The sequence below is a fragment of the Bradyrhizobium sp. S3.7.6 genome (assembly GCF_054061875.1).
Genome location: NZ_JBSSEQ010000001.1, coordinates 1,897,520 through 1,923,486, shown reverse-complemented (window position 1 = coordinate 1,923,486; position 25,967 = coordinate 1,897,520). Strand labels below are relative to the sequence as shown.

Annotated in this window: 22 protein-coding genes; 11 read left to right on the top strand and 11 right to left on the bottom strand. The window is 65.2% G+C overall.

Annotation, left to right across the window (positions count from 1 at the left end; translation table 11 throughout):
• Positions 1-3: 3 nt before the first annotated feature.
• From ACVJ5M_RS09080 to ACVJ5M_RS09070, 3 genes are all read right to left on the bottom strand, one after another.
• Positions 4-1,197 carry an efflux RND transporter periplasmic adaptor subunit gene (locus ACVJ5M_RS09080; RefSeq protein WP_187387919.1) on the bottom strand — a complete coding sequence of 398 codons (1,194 nt, stop codon included), beginning with the start codon at positions 1,195-1,197 and terminating at the stop codon, positions 4-6.
• 327 nt (positions 1,198-1,524) lie between these two features.
• On the bottom strand, positions 1,525-2,088 hold the full coding sequence (locus ACVJ5M_RS09075; RefSeq protein WP_063981018.1) for a hemerythrin domain-containing protein: 564 nt from the start codon (positions 2,086-2,088) through the stop codon (positions 1,525-1,527).
• A 302-nt stretch (positions 2,089-2,390) separates the two neighbouring features.
• The gene (locus ACVJ5M_RS09070; protein WP_063981017.1) at positions 2,391-3,416 is read right to left on the bottom strand and encodes an SAM-dependent methyltransferase; all 1,026 of its coding nucleotides are present in this window, start codon (positions 3,414-3,416) and stop codon (positions 2,391-2,393) included.
• A gap of 381 nt (positions 3,417-3,797) precedes the next feature.
• Here ACVJ5M_RS09070 and ACVJ5M_RS09065 point away from each other — a divergent pair, with 381 nt between their 5' ends.
• The 3 genes from ACVJ5M_RS09065 to ACVJ5M_RS09055 all read left to right on the top strand — a co-directional run bounded on the left by ACVJ5M_RS09065 (position 3,798) and on the right by ACVJ5M_RS09055 (position 6,455).
• Positions 3,798-4,820, top strand: a complete 1,023-nt coding sequence (locus ACVJ5M_RS09065) for a hypothetical protein (protein WP_063981016.1) — start codon at positions 3,798-3,800, stop codon at positions 4,818-4,820.
• Between the two features lie 160 nt (positions 4,821-4,980).
• A complete protein-coding gene (locus tag ACVJ5M_RS09060; RefSeq protein WP_063986082.1) occupies positions 4,981-6,009 on the top strand; it encodes a peptidoglycan -binding protein in 1,029 nt (342 codons plus the stop codon).
• Positions 6,009-6,455 carry a GNAT family N-acetyltransferase gene (locus ACVJ5M_RS09055; RefSeq protein WP_063981015.1) on the top strand — a complete coding sequence of 149 codons (447 nt, stop codon included), beginning with the start codon at positions 6,009-6,011 and terminating at the stop codon, positions 6,453-6,455. The genes ACVJ5M_RS09060 and ACVJ5M_RS09055 overlap by 1 nt, the downstream gene beginning before the upstream one ends.
• Positions 6,456-6,682: 227 nt before the next feature.
• On the opposite strand, the gene ACVJ5M_RS09050 is transcribed toward ACVJ5M_RS09055, so the two are convergent.
• Positions 6,683-8,527, bottom strand: coding sequence for an ABC transporter ATP-binding protein/permease (locus ACVJ5M_RS09050; protein WP_063981014.1), 1,845 nt, complete (start codon positions 8,525-8,527; stop codon positions 6,683-6,685).
• A gap of 200 nt (positions 8,528-8,727) precedes the next feature.
• Between ACVJ5M_RS09050 and rpmE the strand changes: the two genes are divergently transcribed.
• Positions 8,728-8,955, top strand: a complete 228-nt coding sequence (rpmE, locus tag ACVJ5M_RS09045; protein ID WP_007599895.1) for a 50S ribosomal protein L31 — start codon at positions 8,728-8,730, stop codon at positions 8,953-8,955.
• A gap of 194 nt (positions 8,956-9,149) precedes the next feature.
• Here rpmE and rcdA read toward each other — a convergent pair whose 3' ends face one another.
• Together rcdA and ACVJ5M_RS09035 are read right to left on the bottom strand one after the other, a co-directional pair.
• Positions 9,150-9,659 carry a protease adaptor protein RcdA gene (gene rcdA, locus ACVJ5M_RS09040; RefSeq protein ID WP_028148425.1) on the bottom strand — a complete coding sequence of 170 codons (510 nt, stop codon included), beginning with the start codon at positions 9,657-9,659 and terminating at the stop codon, positions 9,150-9,152.
• Positions 9,660-10,285: 626 nt separating this feature from the next.
• Entirely contained in the window at positions 10,286-10,477 is a 192-nt protein-coding gene (locus ACVJ5M_RS09035; protein WP_028148424.1) for a DUF1192 domain-containing protein, read from the bottom strand.
• A gap of 275 nt (positions 10,478-10,752) precedes the next feature.
• Here ACVJ5M_RS09035 and metG point away from each other — a divergent pair, with 275 nt between their 5' ends.
• The 3 genes from metG to ACVJ5M_RS09020 all read left to right on the top strand — a co-directional run bounded on the left by metG (position 10,753) and on the right by ACVJ5M_RS09020 (position 16,529).
• Positions 10,753-12,432 carry a methionine--tRNA ligase gene (gene metG / locus ACVJ5M_RS09030; protein ID WP_354100152.1) on the top strand — a complete coding sequence of 560 codons (1,680 nt, stop codon included), beginning with the start codon at positions 10,753-10,755 and terminating at the stop codon, positions 12,430-12,432.
• A 67-nt stretch (positions 12,433-12,499) separates the two neighbouring features.
• Complete coding sequence (locus tag ACVJ5M_RS09025; protein ID WP_063981012.1) at positions 12,500-13,498, top strand: NAD(P)H-quinone oxidoreductase; 999 nt, start codon at positions 12,500-12,502, stop codon at positions 13,496-13,498.
• 154 nt (positions 13,499-13,652) lie between these two features.
• The gene (locus ACVJ5M_RS09020; protein ID WP_071916666.1) at positions 13,653-16,529 is read left to right on the top strand and encodes an EAL domain-containing protein; all 2,877 of its coding nucleotides are present in this window, start codon (positions 13,653-13,655) and stop codon (positions 16,527-16,529) included.
• 549 nt (positions 16,530-17,078) lie between these two features.
• Here ACVJ5M_RS09020 and ACVJ5M_RS09015 read toward each other — a convergent pair.
• Together ACVJ5M_RS09015 and ACVJ5M_RS09010 are read right to left on the bottom strand one after the other, a co-directional pair.
• Complete coding sequence (locus tag ACVJ5M_RS09015; RefSeq protein WP_063981010.1) at positions 17,079-17,327, bottom strand: hypothetical protein; 249 nt, start codon at positions 17,325-17,327, stop codon at positions 17,079-17,081.
• An 11-nt stretch (positions 17,328-17,338) separates the two neighbouring features.
• Positions 17,339-17,596: a DUF7662 domain-containing protein gene (locus ACVJ5M_RS09010; protein WP_028148420.1), complete on the bottom strand. Its 258-nt coding sequence runs from the start codon at positions 17,594-17,596 to the stop codon at positions 17,339-17,341.
• Positions 17,597-17,733: 137 nt separating this feature from the next.
• Between ACVJ5M_RS09010 and ACVJ5M_RS09005 the strand changes: the two genes are divergently transcribed.
• The gene (locus ACVJ5M_RS09005; RefSeq protein ID WP_063981009.1) at positions 17,734-19,230 is read left to right on the top strand and encodes a sensor domain-containing diguanylate cyclase; all 1,497 of its coding nucleotides are present in this window, start codon (positions 17,734-17,736) and stop codon (positions 19,228-19,230) included.
• Positions 19,231-19,336: 106 nt separating this feature from the next.
• Here ACVJ5M_RS09005 and galU read toward each other — a convergent pair whose 3' ends face one another.
• Entirely contained in the window at positions 19,337-20,212 is an 876-nt protein-coding gene (gene galU, locus ACVJ5M_RS09000) for a UTP--glucose-1-phosphate uridylyltransferase GalU (protein WP_063981008.1), read from the bottom strand.
• Between the two features lie 200 nt (positions 20,213-20,412).
• On the opposite strand from galU, the gene ACVJ5M_RS08995 reads away from it, so the two are divergent.
• On the top strand, positions 20,413-21,798 hold the full coding sequence (locus tag ACVJ5M_RS08995; protein WP_283018001.1) for a lytic murein transglycosylase: 1,386 nt from the start codon (positions 20,413-20,415) through the stop codon (positions 21,796-21,798).
• A 171-nt stretch (positions 21,799-21,969) separates the two neighbouring features.
• Entirely contained in the window at positions 21,970-23,649 is a 1,680-nt protein-coding gene (locus tag ACVJ5M_RS08990; RefSeq protein ID WP_063981007.1) for an SGNH/GDSL hydrolase family protein, read from the top strand.
• Between the two features lie 188 nt (positions 23,650-23,837).
• On the opposite strand, the gene ACVJ5M_RS08985 is transcribed toward ACVJ5M_RS08990, so the two are convergent.
• Together ACVJ5M_RS08985 and ACVJ5M_RS08980 are read right to left on the bottom strand one after the other, a co-directional pair.
• Entirely contained in the window at positions 23,838-24,212 is a 375-nt protein-coding gene (locus ACVJ5M_RS08985; RefSeq protein ID WP_063981006.1) for a CsbD family protein, read from the bottom strand.
• Positions 24,213-24,348: 136 nt separating this feature from the next.
• Positions 24,349-25,086 carry an SDR family NAD(P)-dependent oxidoreductase gene (locus tag ACVJ5M_RS08980; RefSeq protein ID WP_063986080.1) on the bottom strand — a complete coding sequence of 246 codons (738 nt, stop codon included), beginning with the start codon at positions 25,084-25,086 and terminating at the stop codon, positions 24,349-24,351.
• Between the two features lie 98 nt (positions 25,087-25,184).
• Between ACVJ5M_RS08980 and ACVJ5M_RS08975 the strand changes: the two genes are divergently transcribed.
• Positions 25,185-25,964: an SDR family NAD(P)-dependent oxidoreductase gene (locus ACVJ5M_RS08975; RefSeq protein ID WP_063981005.1), complete on the top strand. Its 780-nt coding sequence runs from the start codon at positions 25,185-25,187 to the stop codon at positions 25,962-25,964.
• The last annotated feature ends 3 nt before the right edge of the window (positions 25,965-25,967 follow it).

The following is a 25,967-nucleotide window of genomic DNA, read 5'->3' as shown; positions in this document are numbered from 1 at the left end:
GCGTTACCGCGTCAGCTTCTGGGCGTGCCGATTGTCCGCGGTGGCGTCCGCTTCCGACCAGGATTGCGGCTTCACCTTGTCGCCGGCCGCGAACTTCTGGAAGCCTTCGACCACGACCTTGTCGCCGGCCTTCAGGCCCTCGGTCACGAACCAGAGTCCGTCCTGCACCGACCCGGTGCGGACCGGTTGCACGGCGATGTGGTTGTCGTCCTTGACGACGAACACCTCGCTGCCGCCGCCGCCATTGCGCTGGATCGCCTGCTGCGGCACCGCGATCGCGTCGCTGTCGAGTCCCTGGTCGATGCGGACGCGGACATACATGCCCGGCAGCAGCTCGCGCTTGGGATTGCGGAATTCGCCGCGCAAGGTCACCTGGCCGGTATGGGCATCGACCTTGGCATCGGAGAACAGCAGCTTGCCGTCGAGCGAATAAAGGGTGTTGTCGTCGAGCACGAGGCGCACCTTGGCGGCATCGGCCGCGATGCGCTCGAGGTCGCCGCTCTCGAAGGCGCGGCGGAGCTGGTTGAGCTCGGTCACCGACTGGGTGAAGTCGGCATAGATCGGATCGAGCTGCTGGATGCTGGCGAGGTTGGTCTCGTTCTGCACCGCGAGCGCACCCTCGCTGACCAGCGCCGCACCGACGACGCCGTCGATCGGCGCGCGCACGGTGGCATAGTCGAGATTAAGTTTGGCGCGCGCGAGTTCGGCCTTGCGGCCTTCGACCTCGGCATGGGCCTGACGCTCGGCCGCGATCGCCTTCTCGTTCTCGGCTTCCGGGGCAGCGCGATCCTTGGTGAGGGTGGCGATGCGGTGCGCCTGCTGCCTGGCCTGCATCAACCCGGCCTCGGCCTTGGCGACGGCCGCCTCGGTGGCCATCACCTCGACCTCGAACGGACGCGGATCGATGCGATAGAGCGCATCGCCCGCCTTCACCTCGCTGCCCTGACGGAACAGGCGCTCGACGACGATGCCGGAGATGCGCGGCCGCACGTCGGAGACGCGCGTCGGCGCGATGCGGCCCGGCAGCTCGCGCACCACGGCGCGCGGCTGAGGCTTGACGATGACGATGCTGACGTCAGGATCGGCGGGCTGGGCAGCGGACACCGCAGAGACGGATTCGTCGCAGCCCGCGAGCAGCGGCGTAAGGGCCGCGAGCATGATTGCAACGCATGCCGATCGCGCGCGAAGTCCTGACATGAAGTTAAGTGCCCCGATGTTGTTGAAACTGAAATCATGCTCCGCGCGAGCCCGTTCTGGGCGATTCCATGCGGCTGATGCCGTCAAGATAGAAGGTACTTGCTGCGACGCAACGCATTGCGCGGGCGGCTCAATGCCACATGAGCTATCGTGCTGAGTTCAGGGCGCTTTTCGGGACTCACCGGATTGTGAGTCGGGTTCCATCACCGCGAGCTGCGACAGAAGATCGCAACGGATCGTTACGAGGGTGTGTACCCATAAAGACGATCAAAGCGTTATGCGCGTGATCCGAAGCCGACGTCACCCGCGAGAGCAACGCTCGCTCGACTAATGTCGGCCGGCTTCAGCCTCCTGCTCTAACTGCAAGATCCGTGCTCGTAGCGTGTCAAAGGTTTCTTCGGCAGCCTCGCTAAACAGCGGGTCCTCATGATTGATTGAAGCAGAAGCGATCTCGGTCCAATCCTGAGGCTCTAAAGCCTTGAGGGCGGCAGGAAAGAAATCACGATCTTCCATCATGATGTGACGCCGCTCGCTCTCTATGAAATCGCGAACGACCTTGTCCACATTTTGCCGCAGGATTTCACGATCCGCGAGGACGTAATCGACCGCTTGAGCGACGCGGCGCAAACGCTCGGTCCCCTTCTGGTGCTCAAGTGTGAGGTTACCGATCTTTGCAGCCGCAGCGGGATCGCGACGTTTTAGCTTGGCGAAGACCAGCTCCTCAAGAGGATGATGGTACATCTCGGGATAGAGTTCGAAATAGCTGATAACCGCGCGAATAACTTCGTAGTCAGGGCGGTCCCCGCGATCGAAAATTTCCAGCTCGCGCTCGAGGACGGCGAGCAGTGTCTCGATATTGCGATGTTCTCGGGACAAGCGCTCAATGATCATTGCAGCCTCCAATGAAGTCATTGAGAAAAAATTACATTAGCGTGAAAACATTTCAGCGCTTTGCGCTAGATCAAACCCGGGCCGGAAAGGGAAAAGACGTTATGTCATTGACCAGGGGTCAGTGGGTCACAATGGCTTTCCTGAGGCATTCAGATGTGTTGGCGCCGCGCAGCCTCATCACATTCACCCGCCTTTTGGACCCAACCCGGACCTCTGGCGAGGTCCGCTATCGCGCCTATCAGGGGCGCCGCGAACCTCATACCCTTCCCTGATCTTCGGCGCGAAATTGACGTGTACGCGCCCTAACCCGCCTTCATCCGGTAGTGGCTGACACCCCATTCGCTGCCATCGGCGTAGCCGAACAGCCCTGATGTCGCGAGGAAGAACCAGCGCCAGCGTCGCATCCACAAAGCGGTCTCCTCGCCATGGACGCTGCGCAGGGACGCTTCGATCGTGTCGCGATGCGCATCGAAATTAGCGAGCCAGTCGTTCGCGGTGCGCCGATAGTGCGTTCCGCTCCAGCACCATTCCTTCTCGATCCTGAAGACGTCGCCGAATTGCCTGACGAGGTGATGGCTCGGCATCAATCCATCCATGAAGACATGCTGCGCGATCCAGTCCTCGCGATTGGCACGGTCGAACAGATGAGAGCCGGAACGATGGGTGACGATGTGCATGAAGAAGCGCCCGTCAGGCGCGAGCCAGGACCGCACGCGCGTCATCAGCTTGCGCCAGTTCATCATCTGCTCGAACATCTCGACCGAGACGATGCGGTCGAACTGCCCATCGGGCGCGAACACGTTCATGTCCGCCGCGACCACGCGCAGGTTCAACAGCCCGCGCAGCCGCGCCTGCTCCTCGACATGGGCGCGCTGGGCCTGCGAGTTCGACACCGCCGTCACCTTCGCGTGCGGGAACCGCCGCGCCATCCACAGCGACAGCGAGCCCCAGCCGCAGCCGAGCTCGAGGATGGTCTGGCCGTCGGCGAGACCGGCGTGCTCGACGGTCTGGCGCAGCGCCTCCTCCTCCGCCTCCTGCAGCGTGCTCGCATCGGACTTGTAGAAGCAGGACGAGTAGTTGCGGTTGGGCCCGAGCACCTCCGCAAAGAACGCCGCGGGCACCTCGTCATGCCCGGCATTGACGGCACCCGCGTCCCCGGCGATCGGCCGCAGGATCATCCGCCCGGCGAAGGCGGCATCGTCGGCCGCACCCAGCGCGGCCATGCGCGTCGCCGTGCGCGAGCACAGGCGCTGGATCGCGGCGCGGATCACGACGTCCGGCAGCGGCACGCGTTCGGCAGTCCCGAAGATCGCGGAAACGACGCTCATGCGATCACTCCGTTGATCAGGTCTCGTTGTGGCGGCTGCGAAAGGAACGGACAGGTTCGGGCGTTGCCACCCGCCCGGCGGGCTCTGAGATCAAGACAGCATCGACCGCCCCGCAGATGCTGCCGCGCCACCCAGGCGAGCGCCATCCGGACCGCGAGCAAGAGCGCGATGACTGCCACTCCCCAGGATTCGTCACCATGCAAAAATCCGACCTAAGCCTGCGGAATGCCGAAGTTTTGCAAATTACGCCTCTATCAAAGCGCGGTTTCAGCTTTGGGTTCCGGGAGCTCTCCACGAAATCGGCACATCCGGCGCTTTTTTTGGGCTACCGCTGTGCCATAGTGCGCCCCGCAAGCAAGTTCGTAACGGATGATACCGGCCATGCCGCCAGGCGCCTCGCACCGCTCCCCCATTGATATCGAATATACCAAGCTATCCTCACCCAGCGTTTTCCTGGTGCGGATGCTGGTCTTTCTGGTGCTGTGCACCCTGGTCGGCGTGGTGCTCTACAAGCAGATCATCCTGGCCTTCTTCGCCAATCCCGGCCTCAATGCCCTGATCGGCGGCGTGCTGTTCATCGGCATCATCCTGGCTTTCCGGCAGGTGATCCGGCTCTACCCCGAAGTCTCCTGGGTCAACAATTTCCGCATCGCCGATCCCGGCCTGGCGCCGTCCCGGCACCCGAAACTGCTGGCGCCGATGGCCATGATCCTCGGCGGCGAGCGCACCGGGCGGATGACGATCACCCAGACCACCATGCGGCACCTGCTCGATTCGATCGCGACCCGCCTGGACGAGGCCCGGGACATCTCCCGCTACATGACCGGCCTGCTGGTCTTCCTCGGTCTGCTCGGCACCTTCTGGGGCCTGATCGAGACGGTCGGCTCGGTCGGCAAGGTGATCGACGGGCTCAAGGTCGGGGGCGATTCCGGCGCCCTGTTCGACACGCTGAAGGAGGGCCTCGCCGCCCCGCTCGGCGGCATGGGCATCTCGTTCTCGAGCTCGCTGTTCGGCCTCGCCGGCTCGCTGATCCTCGGCTTCCTCGATCTGCAATCGAGCCAGGCCCAGAACCGCTTCTACACCGACCTCGAAGACTGGCTCGCCACCACCGTGCGCGAATATGGCCACGGCGAGGTTGCGGTCGCAGCCGGTGGCGGCGGCGGCGTTGCCAGCGGCGAGCTCCAGGCCGCCGTCGAGCGCTTACGCTCCGTGCTCGAGGAAGGCAGCGCCAGCCGCGGCACCACGGCGGCAATGGCGAGCCTTGCCGAAGCCATCCAGGCGCTGGTCTCGCACATGCGGACCGAGCAGCAGATGATCCGCGAATGGGCCGACGGCCAGGGCGAGCAGAACCGCGAGATCCGCCGCCTGCTGGAGCGCATCGCGCGCCAGCCTGAGAAGGGTTGAGGACACGACGAAGGTTTCGTGCCCCGGACGCGATGCAGCACGAAGTGGTGCATCGCTGAGCCGGAGCCCAGAGCCTTCACCGAGACAAATGGGTCCCGGCTCTGCGCAGCAGCGTTTCACGCTGCAGCGCGTCCGGGACACGAGAGTGGAGATCGACGACATGGCTCTAGCCCGCGGCCGCCGCAGCGAAGCCGGCTTCAACTACTGGCCCGGATTCGTCGACGCGCTGTCGACGCTGGTGCTGTCGATCGTGTTCCTGCTGTCGGTGTTCCTGGTCGTGCAGTTCTTCCTGTCGCAGGAGGTCACCGGCAAGGACAAGGCGCTGGAGCAACTCAACGCCAAGATCGCCCAGCTCAACGAGCTCTTGTCGCTGGAGAAGCTCGGCAAGCTCACGCTGGACGACCAGGTCTCGCAATTGAAAGCGGGCCTCGCCTTGGCCGAGACCGAGCGCGATCGCATCAAGGGGCTCTATGACGGCCTCGCCGCCGCCGGCAACGACGCCCAAGGCAAGTCCACCGAGCTCGGCAAGGCGCTGGACTCGGAGAAGGCGGTGTCGGCGCGGGCGCTGGCGCAGATCGAGGTGCTGAACCAGCAGATCAGCGCGCTGCGGCGGCAACTGGCGGCGCTGGAAGAGGCGCTCGACGCCAGCGAGAAGCGCGACAAGGAATCGCAGAACCGCATCGCCGATCTCGGGTCTCGCCTGAATGTTGCCTTGGCGCAGCGCGTGCAGGAATTGTCGCGTTATCGCTCGGAGTTCTTCGGCCGCCTGCGCACCATCCTCGGCAACCGCCCTGACATCCGCATCGTCGGCGACCGCTTCGTGTTCCAGTCCGAAGTGTTCTTCGACACCGGCCAGGCGACCTTGCTGCCCGAGGGCCGCGCCGAGCTCGACACATTGGCGACCGCGCTGATCGATCTCGACAAGAAGATCCCGAACGAAATCCCCTGGGTGCTGCGCGTCGACGGCCACACCGACGTGCGCCCGGTCAGCGGTGCGAACTTCAAATCGAACTGGGACCTGTCCGCGGCGCGCTCGATCTCGGTGGTGCAGTATCTGATCTCGCTTGGTGTGCCCGCCCAGCGCCTCGTCGCCGCCGGCTTCGGCGAATTCCAGCCGCTCGACGCCGCCAACACGGAAGAAGCCTACAAGCGCAACCGCCGCATCGAGCTGAAGCTGACGGAGCGGTAGTGAGCGCCCTCCACCTCCGCCCCTACCACCCCGAGGACGAAGCCGCCGCGATCGACCTCTGGCATCGCACCTGGCAGCAGGCCTATCCGCAGATCGATTTCGCCGCGCGGCTGGACTGGTGGGGCGAGCGCTGGCGCAAGGATCTGGTGCCGAAAGCCTCGATCGTCGTCGCCGAAGCGGACGGCGTGCTGACCGGCTTCGTCACCATCGACGGCGAAGGCTATCTCGACCAGCTCGTGGTCGATCCCGCGCACTGGGGCTCGGATGCGGCCAGGCTGCTGGTGGATGAGGCCAAGCGCCTGTCACCGTCAGGCGTCACGCTGCTCGTCAACAAGGACAATGCCCGCGCCATCCGATTCTACGAGCGCAACGGCTTCGCGCATGCCGGCGAGGATTTGAACCCGACCTCGGGACGGCCAGTGCTGAAGATGACTTGGCGGGCGTGACGAGGTTTGCTGCCGACCCCCCTCAGCTGTCATGCCCCGGCTTGCCGCCTTCGCTGAAGCTTCGGCGTGCCGAGCGCTCGTGTGGGCCTCGGCGTAGCCTTGGCGGAGCCGGGACCGGGGCATCCAGTACGCCGCGACTTCTCCGAATCTCACTGCTGTCTCTGGAATACTGGATCGCCCGCTTTCGCGGGCGATGACACCGTGAATGAGGCAACAGGCGGGACGCCTCACGCGCCCTCGAACTGCAGCCTCGCCAGCCTCGCGTAGAGCCCGTTCGCAGCAACGAGCTCGGCATGCGTGCCCTGCTCGACGATCTTGCCCTGGTCCATCACCAGGATGCGGTCGCAGGACAGCACGGTGGCGAGACGATGTGCGATCACCAGCGTGGTGCGGTGGCGCATCAGCTCTTCCAGCGCGGTCTGGACCAGCGTCTCGCTTTCGGCATCGAGCGCGGAGGTGGCTTCATCGAGCAGCAAGAGCGGCGCATCGCGCAGGATCGCGCGCGCGATGGCGATGCGCTGGCGCTGGCCGCCGGAGAGCGTGACGCCGCGCTCGCCGAGCGGGGTCTCGAAACCTTCGGGCAGGCGGCGAATGAACTCGGCGGCATGCGCGAGCTCGGCGGCACGCTCGACCTCGGCATCGGTCGCATCGGGCCGGCCGAAGCGGATGTTCTCGCGGGCGCTCGCGGCAAACACGTTGGATTCCTGCGGCACCAGCGCGATGCGCAAGCGGAAATCGCGCGGGTCCGCGGATTTGACCGGCACGCCGTCGAGGGAGATCGCGCCGCCCCGCGGGTCGTAGAAGCGCAGCAGGAGATGAAAGATGGTGCTCTTGCCGGCGCCTGAGGGGCCGACGATCGCGACCTTCTCGCCGGGGCGCACGGTGAACGACACGGCATCGAGCACATTGACGTGAGGCCGCGCCGGATAAGCGAAGCTGACCTGGTCGAAGCCGACCTCGCCGCGCGCCGGCACCGGCAACGCGCGCGGGGACGCCGGCGCGGTGATCTCGGGCTGCACATGCAGGATCTCGAACAGGCGCTCGGCGGCGCCGGAGGCGGCCGAGACCTCGCCCCAGACCTCGCTGAGCTGGCCGAGGCCAGCCGCGGCGAAGGCCGCATAGAGCACGAACTGGCCGAGCCGACCCGGCGAGATCGTACCGATCAGGACGTCATGCGAGCCGATCCAGAGGATCGCGACCACGCTTGCGAACACGATGAAGATGATGATGGCGGTGAGCACGGCGCGGGCCTGCGTGGAGGTGCGCGCGGCTTCATAGGCCTGCTCGACCTCGCCGCCAAAACGCTTCTCGGCTAGCCCTTCGCTGGTATAGGCCTGCACAGTGCGGATGGCGCTGACCAGCTCGCCCGCATAGGCGGAGGCTTCGGCGAGCGTGTCCTGCGCATTGCGCGACAGACGCCGCACCCAGCGCCCGAACGCGACCAGCGGCAGCACGATCAGGGGAATGGCGAGCAGCACGAAGCCGGAGAGGCGCGGGCTGGTGATCACCATCATCGCCGCCGCACCGAAGAACATCATGAGATTGCGCAGCGCGATCGAGACGGAGGCACCGACCGCGGACTTGATCTGGGTGGTGTCGGCCGTGAGCCGAGACACCAGCTCACCGCTGCGCGCGGAATCGAAGAAGGCCGGCGAGAGCGAGAGCAGATGCGCGAAGACGTCGCGCCGCAGGTCGGCGACGATGCGCTCGCCGATCGTCATCACGAGGTAGTATCGCGAGGCGCTGGCAAGCGCGAGCACGGCGACCACCGCGATCATCACCGAGAAGTAGCTGTTGATCAGCGCGATGCCTTCCGGCGTCAGGCCGAAATCGATCATCCGCCTCACAGCGATGGGCACCAGCAGCGTGGTCAGCGCCGCGACCGTGAGCGCGACGAAGGCGAGCGCCGCGCGGCCGCGATAGCGCGCCACATAGGGCGCGAGTGCCAGCAACGGCCGCAGCTTGGCGCGGCTCTTCGCCGGCGTCTCGATCAACTCGGCTTCGATCGACGGGGCCTCAGGCCCGGCGCGCTCGTCGCGGTACTGGTCGTCAAGCCGTTCCACAGCGCTCATGAGATCGGACCCAAGGAGACATATTAGCTCCACATAGGCCGCTGCGGGGGGAGTGGCAAATCCGGGATGTCCCTTAGGGGACGGCCCGGTTCTCCTTTGCCCACAATGGCTTGTTTTAAAGGGGCCTGTGGGGTATAGACCCCGCCAAATCCGTCATTCGATAGCCACTCAAGACAGGCGCCGGGCGCCGAGGAATTGCCATGAAAGCCGAAATTCATCCGAATTATCATACGATTAAGGTCGTGATGACCGACGGAACCGAGTACCTGACCCGCTCCACCTGGGGCAAGGAAGGCGACACGCTGAATCTCGACATCGACCCGAAGTCGCACCCGGCCTGGACCGGCGGCAACGCCCAGCTGATGGATCGCGGCGGCCGCGTCTCGCGCTTCCAGAAGAAGTTTTCGGGCTTTCTCAAAAAGGATTGATCCCGCCCGCAAGGCTGGACACGAAAAACGCCCCCGGTCAGACCGGGGGCGTTTTTGTTTGTGGCGAGACCTGTAGGGTGGGCAAAGAGAAGCGTGCCCACCATTCCTTCTACGATCCGGAAAGCAAAGTGGTGGGCACGGCGCTTTGCGCCTTTGCCCACCCTACGAGACCTGTGACTACGGCACTTGGGTGCTTACCGCTCGAACGCGGCCTTCAGCGCGTTGAGCTGCGGCACCAGCGGGTTGCCGATCGCCACGTATTCGACCGGCGGGGTGTGGATGGTGGTGTCGAGGCGGCGCACGCGGGTCTGAAGGCTCATCGAGCGATGGATCAGATCCTGGAGCTGCGAGGGCAGCTTCTCGACGGTATCGGACGGGCCGGGATCGGCGGCGCTGAGCTTGACCTTGGTCTTCTCGCGATTGGCCTGGCTCAGCGTCATCTCGCCTTCCTTCACCGCGCGGTGCAGCAGCAGCCACGAGGCAAGCTGCATCAGGCGGGTGGTCAGGCGCATGCTCTCGGTCGCATAGGTGAGGCTGACGGCGCGATCGAGCGCCTTGGCCTCGGTGCGGCCGGCGCCATCGAGATAGGCGGCGGTCTCTTCCACCAGGTCCATGCCCTCACGGAACAGGACGCCGAACGCCGCAGAATTGGTGAACCGCTCGCTGAGTTGAACGAGAGCACCTTCGGCTTGCAAACGTTCCATGGTTAACGCCCCTTACGCAACTGTCTGACTGTCCGGCTTTGGCGCCGGGTTATGATGAACAAATCATTGCGCGGGCGGGACGCGGAGTCCAGCGGCAAGCGCGGATATGGTTTCCGCGCGTCTTTCCTCGGAATTCAACCGGAACGGGACCCAAAAAGGCAAAAAAAGAGCCGCCGGAGACCGGCGGCTTTGAAAGTTGATAACAGGGAGGCGTCAAACAGAGTGGACAGGAGCCACTCGGTGTCCAAACGAGGACAGCTCCAGTCATAAACCCGAAAGCTTAATTGGAAGTAAACGAGCTAATTTTTTGAGAGTTCGTTAGCCATGTCGGTCACTGGCCGAGGGGGCGGCGGAACAAACTCGGCACTCGTCATTCCGGGGCGCCACGAAGTCGCGAGCTTTGATGCGCAATTGCGCATCTGAGAATCCATAGCCACAGGCGGATGCGGTGGCCCGGCTCAGCCTGCCCGTTTCAACTGCCCGTGGTTATGGATTCCGGGCTCGGCGCTGCGCGCCGCCCCGGAATGACGACGCGAGATAGTTTTGCGCGAAGCATGGGTCCCGGCTCTGCGGAGCAGCGCTACGCGCTGCACCGCGTCCGGGACACAAGAGGTGAGCGCTGGGCTCTACTTCTTGAAAAAACTATCCGCCGCATCGCGCGAGGCGCGCTTCTTGGTGGCGGCTTCCTCGAGCCTTGCGATCTCGGTGTTGAGCAGCGCCACGCGTTCCGTCAGTTCCTCCACTGACAAGAGCGAGAGATCCTGTCCGATTTCATGGCTGACCTTCTTGCGCGGCTTGTCGTCGTCCTCGATGGCCATGTGTCCTCCCGGGCAGTCCTGTCCTGAAAGACGCCGATCTGGCGTTTTCCGAGCCGAAATGGTACCGCTCCTGCACAAGGAGAATTTGCAGTGACTTTCGCGAGCGCGCAACACCTGACGCGAATGCCCCGGCCCGACCGCAAGGAGGCTGATCGGACGGGATAAGCGCGCGTCCACGCGCGTGAGGCATGAGCCGACCCCAAGCCCTTCCGATCATGCGGGAGGGCTTTTGATTTTTCGTCGGTCGGCATCACCAAACGCGAAAGACCGCAGTCATGACCAAAATTCTCATCACCAGCGCCCTTCCCTACGTGAACGGCGTCAAGCATCTCGGCAATCTCATAGGCTCGCTCCTCCCCGCCGATGTCCATGCCCGCTTCAGGCGACAGATCGGCGACGACGTGCTCTTCATCTGCGCCACCGACGAGCACGGCACGCCGGCTGAGCTCGGCGCCGTTCGCGCCGGACAGGATGTCCGCACTTTCTGCGATGCGCAGCACGCAATCCAGGCCGACATCTACCGACGCTTCGGCCTCTCCTTCGACCATTTCGGGCGAACCAGCTCGCCACAGAACAGCGCTCTGACGCAGCACTTCTATCGCAGGCTCGACGATGCCGGATTGATCGAGGAACGTAAGTTGCCGCAGGTCTGGTCACCCACGGACGGCCGTTTCTTGCCGGACCGCTACGTGCTCGGCACCTGCCCGCATTGCGGCGACCCGTCCGCGCGCGGTGATCAATGTGACCAGTGTGGCGCGCTGCTCGATCCGCCCGAACTGATCGACCCGCGATCCGCGCTGTCGGGCGACCGGGCGCTGGAGGTCCGCGAAAGCCGCCATCTGTTCCTGCGCCAGTCGCAGCTTGTCGAAGCGTTGAGCGCGTGGATCAATAACCGTTCCGGCTGGCCCTCCTTCGTGGTGTCGACCGCGAAAGGCTGGCTGACAGCCGATCTGCGCGATCGCTGTATCACGCGCGATCTGGCCTGGGGTATCCCGGTTCCGCGACAGGGATTCGCCGACAAGGTCTTCTATGTCTGGTTCGACGCGCCGATCGGTTACATCGCCGCCACCCAGGAATGGGCCGCCGCCGCGCCGGGCCGCGACTGGCGAAAATGGTGGTGGCAGGCCGATGACGTCCGCTACGTCCAGTTCCTCGGCAAGGACAACATCCCATTCCACACCGTGAGCTTCCCGGCGACGCTGATCGGCTCGAACGAGCCCTGGAAGAGCGCGGACGTGATCAAGGGATTCCACTGGCTCAATTACGAGGGCGGCAAGTTCTCGACCAGCCGCAATCGGGGCATCTTTACCGACCAGGCTCTGGAGGAATTGCCCGCCGATCTCTGGCGCTGGTGGCTGATCGCCAACGCGCCCGAAAGCGCCGACTCCGATTTCAACGTTGCCAGGTTCGTCGCCGACGTGAACAAGGATCTCGCCGACATCTTCGGCAACCTCGTCAATCGCATTGTCAGCTTCGCCCATCGGGCCTTCGACGGCCGGATTCCGGAAGGCGGCGCTCCTGACGAGGCCGAGCACCTGCTCGCACGGGAACTGGAGCAGCATATCGCGACGCTGCGACGCCATCACGAGGCGCTCGAGTTTCGTACCGCGGCCGCCGCAACGCGTGCGATCTGGGATGTGGCGAACGCTTACCTGCAGCATGCCGCGCCGTGGACAGCCATCAAGTCCGATCGGCTTCGCGCGGCGATCGTGACGCGAACAGCCCTCAATCTGGTCCGCACCTGCGCCGTGCTGGCGTGGAGTATCGTGCCCAGCCTGTCGGAAAATGTGCTGCACGCCTTCGGTAGCGAAGATGCCGCGCCACGCTGGCCCGGTGGCCAAATCGCGGACTTGCTCGACGGCGGCGCCGGCACAGCGGTCGCGCCGATCGGTCCACTGGTCGAAAAAATCTCTCCCGAAAGAGCAAGCCATCTGGCGGCGCGGTTCGGGCCTTAATGTCGTTTCACTTCGGCGGAAAAAGGCGATATGCCATCCGCCGAATTCATTCATCCAAGGACACATCATGGACAAGCTGCCCGCGCAAATGACCGTGGTCGCCATCTCCAAGCCCGGTGGACCGGAGGTGCTGGTGCCGGAACAACGTGCCGTTCCGCAGCCCGGTCCCGACGAGATCCTGGTCAAGGTGCAGGCCGCGGGCGTCAACCGGCCCGACGTGGCGCAGCGCTCCGGCGCCTATCCGCCGCCGCCCGGCGCCAGCGACCTGCCGGGGCTCGAGATCGCGGGCGAAGTGGTGGCGGTCGGCAGCAACGCCAAACGGCACAAGATCGGCGACAAGGTGATGTCGCTGGTCGCCGGCGGCGGCTATGCGCAGTACTGCATCGCGCAGGACGCCCAGGCGATGAGCGTGCCGCCGGCGCTGTCGATCAGGGAAGCCGGCGCGCTGCCGGAAACCCTGATGACGGTCTGGCACAATGTGTTCGAGCGCGGCGGCCTGAAGGCCGGCGAGACGCTGCTGATCCATGGCGGCTCGTCCGGCATCGGCACCATGGCGATCCAGCTCGCGAAAGCGTTCGGCGCGAAAGTGTTCGTCACCGTCGGCTCGCAGGACAAGATCGATGCCTGCCTCAAGCTCGGGGCCGACCGCGCCATCAACTACAAGACCGAGGACTTCGTCGCCGTGGTCAAGGAAGAGACCGACAAGGCCGGCGTCAACCTGATCCTCGACATGGTGGCCGGCGAGTATGTCGACCGCAACTATGATGCCGCGGCGGTCGACGGCCGCATCGTGCAGATCGCAACCCTCAACGGCCCCAAGGTCAGCGTCAACATCGCCAAGGTGATGGTGAAGCGCCTGACCCATACCGGCTCGACCCTGCGCCCCCGTAGTAATGCGGACAAGGCGGCCATGGTGGCCGCAATCGAGGCGAAAGTGATGCCGCTGTTGCGCGAAGGCCGCGTCAAGCCGCTGATGGACAGCAGTTTCCCGCTGGAAAAGGCATCCGATGCGCACCGGCGCATGGAGACCTCGGCACATATTGGCAAAATTGTGTTGGAGGTCTAGGCCAACGGCCCATCAGGCAAGGCGGAAACCCTTTGATTTTCCTCGCTTTCGTGGCATCTATCGCGACGCGCCGAACCATCTTGTTCCGTTCGGAAAACGCCTTGCACTGACCATCTTGCACTGAAGAGTTTGCGTCGAACGCGGAGAACCGACCTTGCGTCTGATCAGGTGCCTCGCGCCCATAGCGCTGGGCCTCATGATTCTCGTCGCCGCATCCCAGGCGCGCGCGCTGGATGCCGTCAGCGTCCGCGGCGACGCGCCCGCGATCGACCTCACCGGCGTGCTCGAGCATCAGCGCAGTGACGCCGATCGCATCCAGGTCTCCACCGCACCCGGCACCGACGGCATCGTCCGCCGCATCGAGGTGCGCGCCCGCGAGGGCGGCCAGAACTGGGTGGTGTTCGCGCTCGCCAACAACACCGACGACCAGCTCGACCGCCTGATCGTCGCCCCGCATTACCGCATCGTCTCGTCGGGCCTGCTGTGGCCCGACCTCGGGCTGTCGCGCATCGCGACCATCACGCCCTCGATCGGCGACCGCCCGGAGCGCCAGGAGAGCGCGACGGCCGACGTGTTCCGCATCACGCTCGATCCCGGCGCCGTCGTCACCTTTGTCGCGGAACTGCGCACCGACAAGCTGCCGCAGCTCTATCTGTGGGAGCCCGAGTCCTACAAGGACAAGGTCAACTCCTTCACGCTGTACCAGGGCATCGTGATCGGCATCTCCGGGCTTTTGGCGCTCGTGCTCACCATCCTGTTCGTGGTGAAGGGCAGCATCATGTTCCCGGCCGCCGCGGCGCTGGCCTGGGCGGTGCTGGTCTATATCGGCGTCGATTTCGGCTTCTGGGGCAAGGTGCTCGACATGTCGAACAACGCCGAGCGCATCTGGCGCGCGGCGGGCGAAGCGATATTGGCGGCGACGCTGCTGGTGTTCCTGTTCGCCTATCTCAACCTCAGTCGATGGCACGTGCGCTATTCGCACATTACGGTGCTCTGGCTCGCCTTCCTGGGTTCGCTGGTGGCGCTCGCCTTGTTCGACCCGGCGGTGGCTTCCGGCATCGCCCGCATGTCGCTGGTGCTGATCGCCTTTGCTGGCTTTGCGCTGATCGTCTACCTCTCCACCCACGGCTTCGACCGCGCGGTGCTCTTGATCCCGACCTGGTTCCTGCTGGTGGTCTGGGTGGTCGCGGCCGGCATGACGGTCGCGGGCTCCGTCACCAACGACATCGTCGGCCCGGCTCTGCTCGGCGGCCTCGTGCTGATCGTGATGCTGATCGGCTTTACGGTGATGCAGCACGCCTTTGCCGGCGGCAGCGCCACCACCGGCGTCGTCTCCGACATCGAGCGGCGCGCGCTGGCGCTGGCCGGCTCCGGCGATCTGATCTGGGACTGGGACGTCTCCGCCGACAAGGTGTTCACCAGCCCCGAGACCGAAGCCCTGCTCGGCCTCAAGCGCGGCACGCTGGAAGGCCCGGCCGCCTCATGGCTTGAGGTGCTGCATCCGCTCGACCAGGACCGGTTCCGCGCCGCGCTCGACAGCGTGCTCGACCAGCGCCGCGGCCGCCTGGTGCAGGATTTCCGGCTGCGCACGCCGGACGGTCATTTCATGTGGTTCGCGCTGAAGGCGCGCCCGGTGGTCGGCTCGGACGGCGAGGTCTCGCGCGTGGTCGGCACGCTGACCGACGTCACCGAGCTGCGCAACGCGGAGGAGCGTCTGCTGCACGATTCCGTGCATGACAACCTCACCGGCCTGCCCAACCGCAAACTGTTCATGGACCGGCTCGGCGCGGTCGCGCATTTCGCCAAGACCATGCCGACGCTGCGGCCGACGCTGATGGTGATCGACCTCGACCGCTTCAAGCAGGTCAACGATTCCGTCGGCATCGCGGTCGGCGACTCGATCCTGCTGACGCTGGCCCGCCGCCTCACCCGCATCCTGAAGCCGCAGGACACGCTGGCGCGGCTTGCCGGCGACCAGTTCGGCCTGATCCTGCTCTCGGAGCAGGACCCTGCCCGCATCACCGCCTTCGCCGAGACCATCCGCAAGACCATCCGCGCCCCGATCGCCTTCAACGACCGCGAGATTTTTCTCACCGCCTCGATCGGGCTCGCGCTGTCCGATCCGCAGACCCAGTTGACGGACGAGATCATCAAGGACGCCGAGCTTGCGATGTATCATTCCAAGCGGATCGGCGGCGACCGCATCGACGTCTACAAGCCGGCGATGCGCGCGCGAAAGACCGACCGCCTGACGCTGGAGAGCGAGCTGCGCCGCGCCATCGAGCGGCAGGAGCTCACGATCCTGTACCAGCCGATCGTGCGGCTGGAGGATCGTTCGATCGCCGGCTTCGAGGCGCTGGTGCGCTGGGATCATCCGAAGCTCGGACGCATGGCGCCGTCGGAATTCATCAGCATCGCGGAAGAGACCGGCCTGATCGTCGACCTCGGCATGTTCGTGCTCGACCAGACCGCAAAGCAGCTTTCGGTGTGGCAACGCGCGATGCGCTCGCGCGAGCCGATCTTCGCCTCCGTCAACGTCTCCTCGCGGCAATTGCTGCGCCACGATCTTATCCACGACATCCGCACCGTGCTGTCGCGCTCCTCGGTGGCGCGCGGCACGCTGAAGCTGGAATTGACGGAATCGCTGGTGATGGAGAACCCGGAGCACGCAGCCCAGATGCTGACGCGCATCCGCGAGCTCGGCACCGGGCTGTCGCTCGACGATTTCGGCACCGGCCATTCGTCGCTGGCCTATCTCCAGCGCTTCCCGTTCGACACCATCAAGATCGACCAGTCGTTCGTGCGCACCACCAACCGCGGCACCCGTCCGGTGATCCTGAAGTCGATCATCGCGCTCGCGCATGATCTCGGCATGGACGTGGTCGCGGAAGGCGCCGAGACCGATTCCGACGCGGTCGAGCTCTACCAGATGGGCTGCGAATACGCGCAGGGCTTCGCCTTCGGCGAGCCCATGGACGCGGACGCGGCGATGCGTCTGCTCACCGAAGTGCGGCTGGAAGCGGCGAGCTAGCGCTTATCTTCTTCCGCTCTCCTCCCGGAAAGGGTCGCTCGCAAAGCGAGCGGGGTGCCGCACCGGCGCGCTTATGCCGGGCTTGATCCAGATCAATGGGCCCTGCTCGACCCACCATGAAAGATGGCACGCAGCATTCGACCCAGAACGGCTTCGTCATCGAGGTCACTGGGCTCGCAGCTGTCGTTCTCAGAATGAGCGGACCACGCGTCTTTCTCAGGAGTCACGGATGACTCAGCACCTTTTCTACGCGATCGCCCTCATCGGCACCGGAGTGTTCCTCGCCTCATCGGCCGAAGCAGTGACAGCCGCACGATGCGAGGACCGAGGCGCAAATTGCCTTGGCACATGCGCCGACTACACCGGCGGGGCCGGTGACGTTCGAGGGCGCCAGAACACATGCGTGCGCGCCTGCGACCGGCAGACGACCAGATGCCTGATACGAGCCCATGACGAACGCTGGCCCCATAATCGCCAATGAAGGCCGTGGTTCTACACTTGGGCTAACGCCCCCCGTCTCGCGCTTGCGGCGCACCGCGTCCAGCTGACCTACCCTGGCTTGCGTCGTAGCCCCGCGACCAAACAAAACCCCACCACCAGCGAGATCGCGGCAAGACCGCCCCAGACCATTCCCGCCTGTTCGAGATAAACATCCTGCGTTACCGGGTCGTAACAGCGGCCGAGCTCGTTGAAGCAGTCGCGCCAGCGCCAGTAGCGGGCCTCGAAGGCGAGCGCGAACAGCACGCCTGTTGCAATCAGGGCTGCGCCAAAAATCCCCCTTAGCCAGCGCAGAATCATGCAGCGTCAGCTCACCTGCGCTGCTTCTTCTTGGTGAACCGCACGCTCTGGCCGTCCGGCATCCGCGTCGCGACGAACCCCGCGGCGAGGCAGGCTTCGCGCTGGGGCATCTGGATGTCGGGGCTGCGGAGGCTGTCCCACCATGAGGCGCGATTCGCCGCCCGCGGCAGGGCCGAGCCGATGATCTCCTCGATCTGCTCGAAACTCAGCACGAATTCCGTTTGCTTCTGCCGCATCAGGTAATCCCGCAGCGCGTCGTAATCGTTCACAATCGTCCTCTCGTCCCAGCTCCGCTGCCCAAAAGCGATGCCCGCGGAAACCAATTCTTAACTCATTGTGGCAGCGCCGTCCCGGCTTAAACACTACGCAAGATTTCGGGCGCATCCACTAGTGTCGGGAGCACTCGATGCAGTCTGGATGGCGCGACGTCACGACCCGCCGGCCGTGGCGGATTTCGGCGAAGCTGCTGATCATATCGTCCGTCGTGACGGTGATCGGCTTTTCCGCCATTTGCGTCAACGTCATGCTGGACATGCGCCGCGGCGAGGAGGCCCTCGCGCGCCAGACGCTGGACAATCTGGCCACCTCCATCGAAGCAGATATCAGCCGCAACATCGAGATCTACGATCTCTCCCTGAAGGCGGTCGCCAGCAACATGCTGCTGCCGGAGATCAACGCGGTCTCGAAGCCGATCCGTCACCTGATCCTGTTCGATCACGCCACCACGGCGCGGCACTTCGGCGCCATCCAGGTGTTCGATGCCGAAGGCAGGCTGACCATCGACGCCTCCACGCTCGATCCCCTGCCGGAGAACCGGAGCGAGGAGGACTACTTCAGGGTTCATCGCGACGATCCCGACGCCGGCCTCTTCATCAGCCGTCCGATGCTTTTCCGCGGCGCCTATTCCATCGTGCTGAGCCGGCGCATCAGCGATACCGACGGCGGCTTCTTGGGGGTCGTCACCGGCTCGATCCGTTTCAGCTATTTCCACGAATTGTTCGAGCGCCTGAACCTCGATCCCGACGATACCATCACCGTGCTGACGCGCGATCGCACCATCATGATGCGGCGGCCGTTCGATCTCGACGTCATCGGCAAGAATCTCGGGACGCGGCAGAGCTGGAAGGCCGACAATCTCAAGGCCGGCGGGTCCTATGCGGGCCAGGGTCCGGTGGACGCGACGCCGCGCCTCTACGTCCGCAGCACCGGCCCGGGTCCGCTGTTCGTGGTGGCAGGCAAGCCGCTCGCCGCCGTGTTCGAGCTCTGGCAGAAGGAAGCCTACCGCATCGGCGCCGTGGTCCTGGCGCTCATCCTGTTCATGCTGGCCTCGACGCTGGTGCTCGCCCGCGAGATCGGCCGGCGCGCCGATGCCGAGCGCAAGCTCGAGGAGATGGCGACGACGGATGCGCTCACCGGCCTGAAGAACCGCCGCAAGTTCGACCAGGTCATCGACGTCGAATGGCGCCGCGCGACGCGCCAGAAGACGCCGGTCGCGCTGCTGATGATCGATGCCGATCACTTCAAGGCCTACAACGACACGTTCGGCCATCAGGCCGGCGACCAGGTGCTGGTCGGCATCGCCATCTGCATTTCCGATTCGGTGCGGCGCTCCGGCGACTGCGCCGCGCGCTATGGCGGCGAGGAATTCGCGGTGCTGCTGCCGAACACCTCGGCCGCCGAGGCCTTCAATGTCGCCGAGACGATCCGCGGCAAGGTGCAGGGCTGGTCCGACGACCAGGCGATGTCGACGGTCTCCTGCGGGATTGCAGGCCTGGTTCCTACCACCGGCCTGGACTGGCCGGTCCTGGTCGCCGCCGCCGACAAGGCGCTCTATGCGGCGAAAGCCGGCGGCCGCAACCAGTCCGTGGTCGCGAGCCTTCCGAAGCTGTCGCTGGTGGCTTGAGGGGCCCCCTCCGTCATTGCGAGCGAAGCGAAGGAATCCAGACTGTCTCCGCGGAGGCAGCCTGGATTGCTTCGTCGCTTCGCTCCTCGCAATGACGAGTGGAGCGCTACCGCCCCAGATATTTCTTCATCTCCGCGATCAGCCCATCGCGCAGTTCCGGCCGCTTCAGGCCGTAGGCGATGTTGGCGCGGAGGAAGCCGGGCTTGGAGCCGCAATCATGGCGCTCGCCCTCGAACTCGACGCCGTAGAATTTCTGCGACTTGGCGAGGCCGATCATGGCGTCGGTGAGCTGGATCTCGCCGCCGGCGCCGCGCTCCTGGGTCTCCAGGATCTTGAAGATCTCCGGCTGGAGAATGTAGCGGCCGGTGATGGAGAGGTTGGAGGGCGCGGTGCCCTTGGCCGGCTTCTCGACCATGCCGTCGACCTCGAACATCTTGCCGGTGCGCTTGCCGACGCCGCAGATGCCGTATTGGTGGGTGAGATGGTCGGGCACCGCCTCGACCGCGATGACGTTGGATTTTTCGCCGAGCGTTGAAGCCGTCTCGATCATCTGCTTGAGGCAGCCGGTCGTATTGAGCACGAGCTCATCGGGCAGCACCACCGCGAACGGCTCGTTGCCGACGATGTCGCGCGCGCACCAGACCGCGTGGCCGAGACCGAGCGGCGCCTGCTGGCGGGTGAAGCTGACGGCGCCGGCCTCCGGCTGGTTCTGCGCCAGGATGTCCTGCTCGGCCTTCTTGCCGCGCGCGGCGAGCGTCGCGTCGAGCTCGAACATCTTGTCGAAATGATCTTCGATGACGTTTTTGTTGCGGCCGGTGACGAAGATGAAGTGCTCGATGCCGGCTTCCCTCGCCTCGTCATAGACGTACTGGATCAGCGGCTTGTCGACGATGGTCAGCATTTCCTTCGGCATCGCCTTGGTGGCGGGCAGGACGCGGGTGCCGAGGCCGGCGACGGGGAATACGGCTTTGCGAATTTTCATGGGACAGATCGAATACCTGAGGACGTGAAGGGAGCAATGGTATCTTGCTAGCTTGTTTGCAGCCGCTAACAAAGGCGGATGTGGGGCCTCGCGCTCACAGAGTTGAGAAAAAGGCCGACACCAAAATTTCACCTTTGTTAAGCTATTGGCAACCGGTACCGGGCCTCCTGAAGGCGGATTTTCGGCCGGACAGGTAGGGTATGATGCAATCAGTGGCAGCGCTGGCGAAACGTGCTGGATTTGTGACCGGCGCAATGATGCTTGCGGCCGCTGTGCTGCTGCCTGTCAGCGCGCACGCCCAGGCGCAGAACGGCTTGTCGAACCTGTTCGGCGGTATTTTCGCCGGCTCGAATCCAGCGCCCTCTCAGCCGGCGCCCGGCCCCGGCGGCGCCTTGCCATGGACCGGCGAGGACGGCGCCTCCGGCCACCCGTTGATGACGGCCGCCGCGATCCGCGAGGCCGCCTCCAACTTCAACAATTGCGTCGCGGGGATGTGGCCCGATGCCGCACGGCGCAACATCACGCAGGAGAATTTCCAGCGCTTCACGGCCGGGCTGTCGCCTGATCTGCGCATCATGGACCTGATGGATTCGCAGCCGGAGTTCACCAAGTCGATCTGGGACTATCTCGACATCCTCGTGAACGACAACCGTCTCGCCAAGGGCCGCGAGGTCCTCGCCAAATACAAAGCGCAGTTCGACGCCACGGAAAAGGCTACCGGCGTCGACCGCTACATCATCGCCTCGATCTGGGGCATCGAGTCCAATTACTCGACGCAGATGGGCGACCGCAGCGTGCTGCAGTCGACCGCGACGCTCGCCTGCATCGGCCGCCGCCAGGCCTATTTCAAGGACGAGTTTCTCTCCGCGCTGGAGATCCTCAACCGCGGCGATCTCAGGCCTGAGCAGATGCGCGGCTCCTGGGCCGGCGCCTTCGGCCCGACCCAGTTCATGCCGACTGCGTTCAAGCGCTTTGCCGTGGATGGCGATGGCGACGGACGGCGCGACGTCGTCGACAATCCCACCGATCTGATCGCCTCGACCGCCAACAATCTGAAGAAGGACGGCTGGCAGGCCGGCCAGACCTGGGGCTACGAGGTCGTGGTGCCCCAAGGCTTCAACTACATGCTGGCCGATCGCGCCAAGGCGATGACGATGGCGCAGTGGGAGAAGCTCGGGCTCAAGCGCCCGGCCAACCAGCCCTTCCCGCATCCGGCCGAGAAAGCCTATCTGCTGGCGCCCGCCGGGGCGCAGGGCCCGGGCTTCCTGATGCTGCAGAATTACCGCGTCATCATGAAGTACAACCCGGCCGAGGCTTATGCGCTGGCGATCGGCCATTTCGCCGACCGGCTGCGCGGCGGCCAGCCCTTCGTGCAGCCCTGGCCGCGCCAGGAGCGCGAGCTGTCCCGCACCGAACGGCTGGAACTTCAGCAGCTGCTGGCCCAGCGCGGCTTCTACAAGGGCACCCCGGACGGCCAGTTCGGCGGCCAGACCCGGGAGGCGCTGCGCAATTTCCAGGCCTCGATCGGGGTCCCCGCCGACGGATTTGCCTCCTCGGACGTGCTGGATCGCCTCCGCGGGCGGTAAAATCGCGCCGAAAGTAACCCTGAACAGGGATTTTGCCCGATCGCCTTGACGGGGATGGCTGTTCCCCGGTGTATGGCAGAAGAATCCGCAAAGAGAATCTGCCCGTTTGGCGCCTGATTCCGCTATTATATCGAGCCTGTCCCGATCCCCATTGCGCGTGCCTGAGATCGCATGTCGAAGAAGTCCCTATTCAAGGCGCTGACCGAGACCGGCCCGCTGATCGCGCTGGGGACGGCGCTTGCGATTCTGGTCTCCATCGCGGGACCCGCCTCGGCGCAGTTCTTCAACTTCCCCGGCTTCGGCGGCCCGCCGCAGCGGCAGGCCCCGCCACCGCGGAACGGTGGAGGCGGCGGCTGGTTCGGCGGCGACTTCTTCGCACCATTCCAGCAGCAACAGCCGCAGGCGCCGCGCCAGGACTTTTCGCGTGCGCCGGCACCAGCCAAGCGCGACACCACGCCCGACAAGAACGTGCTGGTGATCGGCGACGCCATGGCCGACTGGCTCGCCTACGGCCTCGAAGACGCCTACACCGAGCAGCCCGACATGGGCGTGATCCGCAAGCACAAGACCACGTCCGGCCTGATCAAGTACCAGCCGAAGGGTGAGCCCGCGGACTGGGCGGCGGCAGCGAAGGGCATCCTCGAGACCGAGAAGCCTGATGTGATCGTCGTCATGCTCGGCCTCAACGACCGCATCTCGATCCGCGAGGCCGCGCCCGACAAGGCGACGGACAAGGACAAGAAGAACGACAAGGGCGCGCGCGCCAAGCCACCGGCCAAGCCGGGCGATGCTAAACCCGACACGGCCGCCAAGCCGGACGACAAGCCCGCCGACACCGACCTGCCGCAGGACGATGCCGACAACGCCGACACGCCGGCGGTCGCAGCGCCGGAGAAGACCGCGCGCAACCCGAACGGCCTCTACGAATTCCGCGACGAGCGCTGGGTCGAACTCTACGGCAAGAAGATCGAGGAGCTGGCCAACGTTCTCAAGTCCAAGGGCGTTCCGGTGCTCTGGGTCGGCCTGCCCGCGATCCGCGGCCCCAAGGGCACCGCGGACATGCTGTTCCTGGATTCGCTCTATCGCGAAGGCGCGGCCAAGGCCGGCATCACCTATGTCGATGTCTGGGACGGCTTTGTCGACGAAGCCGGCCGCTTCCTCCAGAAGGGCCCGGACTTCGAGGGCCAGATCCGCCAGCTCCGCAGCTATGACGGCGTCTATTTCACGAAACCTGGCGCACGCAAGCTCGCCCACTATGTCGAGCGCGAGATCACGCGCCTGCTCGCCGGACGCTCCGGCCCGATTGCGCTGCCGAGCGAGCCTGCGACCCCCGACACCAGCGCCGAGCCCGGCAAGCCCGCGCCGCGGCCGCTGGCGGGACCGATCGTGCCGCTGGTTGCGGCCTCGATCTCGGCCGATCAATTGCTGGGCGGACCGGGTTCGCGTCCCGCTGCCGTCGATGCGCTCGCCGCGAAGACGATGGTGAAGGGTGAGCCGCTGGCCGCGCCCGCCGGCCGTGCCGATGATTATGCCTGGCCGCGCCGCGAAGTCGGCCGCGAGCAGGCCAAGGGTGATACGCCGATGGCTGCGACGACGCCCGACGGCAGCGCCACTCCCAGCACACCGGGTGCAGCCGCCGCGATCGCGCCGCCAAGGCTCGCGCCGAAGAAGCCGCCGGTACAGCAGCAGCCGCAGCAGCCGGCCCAGGCAACGCCGGCATTCCGCGATTTCTTCGGCTTCGGCTCTCCGCAGCCACCGCCGCGTCAATTCGCACCGGCGCCGCGTAATCCCAATCCCGCGATCCCGCGCCCGCCTGGTAACGTCGGGCGATCGGCGGAGATGTTCCGGTAGTTTTTCTGAATTGAGATCTCGTGTCCCGGACGCGCTGCAGCGTGTAACGCTGCAGCGCAGAGCCGGGACCCAGCACTGCGACATTCACCAAAGAATGGGCCCCGGCTCAGCAAAGCGGCGTTACCGGACGATGCTACGCATCGCCTAGGCCGCATTGCGTCCGGGGCACGAAAAATTCGGGCGGTGGCTCAGCCGTAATAGCGCCAGCGCGGCGGCGGGCGACGGGCGGGACGCGACATCAGGAGCGCGAGTGCGAAGCCGATACCGCCGGCGATCAGCAGCGCACCGAGCGGATTGTCCTGCACCTTCTTGGCAATCGCCTGCGAACCGTCGCGCAAGGTCTCGGCCGGCTTGTCGTAGGCGTCCTTGGCGTAGCCGGCCGCAGTCTCACCGGCGTCGCGCACGGCATCCTTGGCCTGGCCGTAGAGATTCTGCACGGTGCCGGCGGCTTCCCGCGCCTTGCCTGACGCCTGTGTCTGCGCATCGCCAGCGAGATCACCGACGGCGCCTTCTGCGCGCCCAGCGAATTCCTTGGCCGATCCGACGATCCGATCCTTGTCCATGTTGCTCCTCCTCGGGGGTCAGCCGAGGTAACCGATCAGGAGCAGCGCAGTTCCAAGCTTCTGCGAAAGTGTGTAGTCCGGACTACGCTTCCGCCTGCGCTCTTCGGGCTACGGCAGACATGTCGCTCCATCCGGGCTACAGGATGAGCCCGCCATCGACCACCAGCGTCTGGCCAATGATGTAGGACGACAGCGGCGAGGCGAGGAACAGCGCCGCGCCCGCCATGTCAGCCGGCGTGCCCAATCGCCGCAGCGGAATGCGTGACAGCGCGCCTTCGAGCCGCTTGGGATTGTCGGTGGTCACCTTCGTCATCTTGGTGTCGACGAGGCCGGGCGCGATACCGTTGACGCGGATGCCATCCTCGGCCCAGGCCTCGCCCAGCGTCCGCGTCAGTCCGACTGCGCCGGTCTTCGAGGCGTTGTAGGCGGGATTGCCCATGGTGGAATGATAGGCTGCGGTCGAGGACACCATGATCAGCGCGCCCTTGCTATCGCGCAGCATGGAGTGAAACCGCGTCGCGCAGGCCATCAGGCTCATCAGATTGACCTCGACGACCTTGCGGAAGCCGGCCATCTCGAACTCGCCGCGGCGATAGAGCACCGCGCCCTGCGCGAGCACGAGCACATCGAGACGGTCGAAGGACGGCTTGAACGCTTCCACCGCGCCGGTGTTGCCGACGTCGAGCTGCGCATAGGAAAGACCCGTGAGATCGGAGCCTTCTAGCGCCGAATATTCCGCAGGATGAGCACGCGTGCCGCAGACTGCAACTTGCGCGCCCCTGGCGCGAAAGGCTTGCGCGATGCCGTTGCCGATACCGCTGGAACCGCCGACCACCAGCACCTGCTTGCCTGAGAAATCGAGCTCGTTCGCCATCGCGGCCTCCCCTTTTGTTTTGCTTGTTTGACCTGTCTGCGGATCGATGCCAGCCTTGTCCATCTCATAACAAGAAACAAGAGACGCGAGGAAACGGCATGTCCGAATTCAAGGAGCTCAGCCGGTCGGTGAAGGGCCTGACCGTTCTCGTCACGGGTGCGGCGAGCGGCATGGGGCGCGCGACCGCGCGCGTGTTCGCCGCTGAAGGCGCGAACGTCGCCGTCACCGACTTTGACGAGCAGGGCGCGCTGTCCGTTGCCAAGGAGATTGCCGCGAACGCCGGATCCGCGAAGGCGTGGAAGCTCGATGTCGCCGATGGCGGCGAGATCAAGCGCGTGGTTGGCGATGTCGCGGCGCATTTCGGCGGGCTCGACATCATCGTCAACAATGCCGGCATCTCCGTGCGCGTCGCGATCGACGACGAGGCTTACGAAGACGCTTGGGCCAAGGGGATCGCCGTGATGCTGACGGCGCATCCGCGCATCATCCGCGCCGCGCTGCCGCACCTGCGCAAGTCGAAGAGCCCGCGCATCGTCAACATCGCCTCGACCGAGGCGCTCGGCGCCACCGCGTTGCACAGCCCCTATTCGGCGGCGAAGGGCGGCGTGGCGAGCCTCACGCGCTCGCTCGCCGTCGAGCTCGGCCGCGAGGGCATCACCGTCAACTGCATCTGCCCGGGCCCGATCCGCACCGCCATCACCGACCGCATCTCCGAAGAGCACAAGACGATCTACGCCAAGCGCCGCACTGCACTCGGCCGTTACGGCGACCCCGAGGAGGTCGCGCATATGACGCTGAGCCTGTGCCTGCCTGCGGCGTCTTTCCTCACCGGCGCGGTGATCCCTGTCGACGGCGGCTTGATGGCGCGCAACGCGTGAGAG

Bases quoted from the DNA above. Each gene is read 5' to 3' on its own strand.
- ACVJ5M_RS09080 (WP_187387919.1), bottom strand. From the start codon at position 1,197: ATGTCAGGACTTCGCGCGCGATCGGCATGCGTTGCAATCATGCTCGCG.
- ACVJ5M_RS09075 (WP_063981018.1), bottom strand. From the start codon at position 2,088: ATGATCATTGAGCGCTTGTCCCGAGAACATCGCAATATCGAGACACTG.
- ACVJ5M_RS09070 (WP_063981017.1), bottom strand. From the start codon at position 3,416: ATGAGCGTCGTTTCCGCGATCTTCGGGACTGCCGAACGCGTGCCGCTG.
- ACVJ5M_RS09065 (WP_063981016.1), top strand. From the start codon at position 3,798: ATGCCGCCAGGCGCCTCGCACCGCTCCCCCATTGATATCGAATATACC.
- ACVJ5M_RS09060 (WP_063986082.1), top strand. From the start codon at position 4,981: ATGGCTCTAGCCCGCGGCCGCCGCAGCGAAGCCGGCTTCAACTACTGG.
- ACVJ5M_RS09050 (WP_063981014.1), bottom strand. From the start codon at position 8,527: ATGAGCGCTGTGGAACGGCTTGACGACCAGTACCGCGACGAGCGCGCC.
- rpmE (WP_007599895.1), top strand. From the start codon at position 8,728: ATGAAAGCCGAAATTCATCCGAATTATCATACGATTAAGGTCGTGATG.
- rcdA (WP_028148425.1), bottom strand. From the start codon at position 9,659: ATGGAACGTTTGCAAGCCGAAGGTGCTCTCGTTCAACTCAGCGAGCGG.
- ACVJ5M_RS09035 (WP_028148424.1), bottom strand. From the start codon at position 10,477: ATGGCCATCGAGGACGACGACAAGCCGCGCAAGAAGGTCAGCCATGAA.
- metG (WP_354100152.1), top strand. From the start codon at position 10,753: ATGACCAAAATTCTCATCACCAGCGCCCTTCCCTACGTGAACGGCGTC.
- ACVJ5M_RS09025 (WP_063981012.1), top strand. From the start codon at position 12,500: ATGGACAAGCTGCCCGCGCAAATGACCGTGGTCGCCATCTCCAAGCCC.
- ACVJ5M_RS09015 (WP_063981010.1), bottom strand. From the start codon at position 17,327: ATGATTCTGCGCTGGCTAAGGGGGATTTTTGGCGCAGCCCTGATTGCA.
- ACVJ5M_RS09005 (WP_063981009.1), top strand. From the start codon at position 17,734: ATGCAGTCTGGATGGCGCGACGTCACGACCCGCCGGCCGTGGCGGATT.
- galU (WP_063981008.1), bottom strand. From the start codon at position 20,212: ATGAAAATTCGCAAAGCCGTATTCCCCGTCGCCGGCCTCGGCACCCGC.
- ACVJ5M_RS08995 (WP_283018001.1), top strand. From the start codon at position 20,413: ATGATGCAATCAGTGGCAGCGCTGGCGAAACGTGCTGGATTTGTGACC.
- ACVJ5M_RS08990 (WP_063981007.1), top strand. From the start codon at position 21,970: ATGTCGAAGAAGTCCCTATTCAAGGCGCTGACCGAGACCGGCCCGCTG.
- ACVJ5M_RS08985 (WP_063981006.1), bottom strand. From the start codon at position 24,212: ATGGACAAGGATCGGATCGTCGGATCGGCCAAGGAATTCGCTGGGCGC.
- ACVJ5M_RS08980 (WP_063986080.1), bottom strand. From the start codon at position 25,086: ATGGCGAACGAGCTCGATTTCTCAGGCAAGCAGGTGCTGGTGGTCGGC.
- ACVJ5M_RS08975 (WP_063981005.1), top strand. From the start codon at position 25,185: ATGTCCGAATTCAAGGAGCTCAGCCGGTCGGTGAAGGGCCTGACCGTT.